This window comes from Acinetobacter lwoffii (genome assembly GCF_024129715.1).
Taxonomy (GTDB): Bacteria; Pseudomonadota; Gammaproteobacteria; order Pseudomonadales; family Moraxellaceae; genus Acinetobacter; species Acinetobacter lwoffii_U.
Map to the genome: position 1 here is coordinate 1 of NZ_JAMXXM010000056.1, position 1,849 is coordinate 1,849.

A 1,849-nucleotide genomic window follows, 5' to 3' on the forward strand; every position below is an offset into this window, starting at 1 on the left:
ATGAAAATAATTTCGATCGATCAACCAGTAAAAATCCACACAAGTTGTTCTTCATAATCTCTTAATGATCTTTCTAACACCTCGTCAGTGCCAGAAGCTGGACTTCGATAAACTCAACAACTCCGCCATTCTGCTTCGTTCGTTTCCGTCTATCTCGTCGGTATGTGCTCATTATAGGGCAATTTCTTACACGTGCAAGCGCTTTTAACGCACAGGAATCACGAGTGTTTTATTTTTATGCACCAAATTGGTTCAATTCCATACAATTCATTACATAAGTACATATTTTTAAAACAGAAATATAAATTAAATATTTCTGCTTTATTCTATGCCTAATTTTTTACGACTGGTGCTTTAATCGTCACACTGGTGATTTTTACAGGATTCACCGGCACATTTTGATGCATTCCATAGTTTCGGGTCGGTACTTTGGCAATCTGATCGACGATATCCATACCTTTAGTGACCTTACCAAAGACTGTATAGCCGGCATTTCTAGCAGAACGATCCAGGAAATCATTATCGACCAGGTTCACAAAGAATTGTGCTCGGGCAGAATCCGGCTGATTGGTACGGGCCATGGCTAAAGTACCGCGTTTATTTTGCAGACCATTCGACGATTCGTTTTTAATGGGTGCTTTTGTATTGGCTTTTTCCTGCATGTTTACATCAAAGCCACCGCCCTGCACCATAAAGCCGGGAATGACACGGTGAAAAATCGTGTCCTTATAGAAGTTGCTCTTTACATAGCTTTCGAAGTTCTTTGCCGAGATTGGGGCTTTGTCATTGAAGAGTTCAATTTCAATATTTCCAGATGAAGTCTTCATCTCAATAATCGTATTGGCAGCAAAGCTTGGCAGACTGACCGCAGCAAGTGCGATGACACATAATGATTTCTTTAACATTTATTAACTCATCTACTTAGAAGTAATGGTTGTGAATGACTATATATTAATCTTTTATAACTCATAATGCAGTGACCTGCCGACTAAAGACAAGAGAATAAGAATGAAGCATGCATTATTACAGGAGCAAAATATCCACCAGTTTCCACCTTGGCGTTTGCAGGGTGAGGGTTTTATTCTGAATTATTGGCTGACCCCCAGCTTTATTGAGCAAGCGAAACAGTTTCGGATCGCCCCTTCTCCGCTGGGTCGTATGGTCCAAGTCTTATTGGTGCGTTATCACGCTTCGCCGATTGGCCCTTATGATGAGTTACTGATTCTGGATCATCCTTTAATTAGTAAACGGCGCCTCAGTTCGATTCCTAAAATTTATGTGTCTACCCATGAGTCTGTGGTACACGGTCAGTATTTATGGGGCATTCCCAAAGAACATGCGCAATTTGAATGGCAGGAAAAGGATCAGGAAGTGCTGTGTCAGATTCAGCATCAAAACCAGCATATGACGATTCGGCTGAAGAAAACCAAATCTGCACGCCAGTTCTACATTAATAGTCATCATATTCCAGCGTCTATGCTGAAGATTCAGCAAGCCTGGAAAGGGCAGCGTTTTCAGTTTAGTCCACAGTTCCGCGGTCACCTCTCCAAACTCTCGCAAGTAGAGTGGCAAGATGCCGAGAATATATTTCCAGACTTTTCCAAAGCCAAATTGCTGCAAAGCTTTTATGTCCCCAAATTCAATTTGATCTTTCCTGAAGCGCAGATCAGTAGCAAAGTATAAGAACTGATAAAAACTTATCTATAAAAAAAGGTGTTTCATGAGAAACACCTTTTTTTATTTATACTTTCGATTTAACTAGGGTGTGTTGACACTTTTAGTTTAAAAAAATAGCGAAGTAGTAAAATCAAATCGCCAAACCCAATTTTACTATTCGCTATGCCTCGTA

2 protein-coding genes are annotated in these 1,849 nt (G+C 40.2%); one reads left to right on the plus strand and one right to left on the minus strand.

The genetic code is table 11. The features are described 5' to 3' along the window. Positions 1–332: 332 nt before the first annotated feature. Positions 333–905, minus strand: a complete 573-nt coding sequence (locus NI462_RS14835; RefSeq protein WP_004728951.1) for a peptidylprolyl isomerase A — start codon at positions 903–905, stop codon at positions 333–335. Positions 906–1,008: 103 nt separating this feature from the next. Here NI462_RS14835 and NI462_RS14840 point away from each other — a divergent pair, with 103 nt between their 5' ends. Beyond that, entirely contained in the window at positions 1,009–1,683 is a 675-nt protein-coding gene (locus tag NI462_RS14840) for an acetoacetate decarboxylase family protein (protein WP_005094830.1), read from the plus strand. The last annotated feature ends 166 nt before the right edge of the window (positions 1,684–1,849 follow it).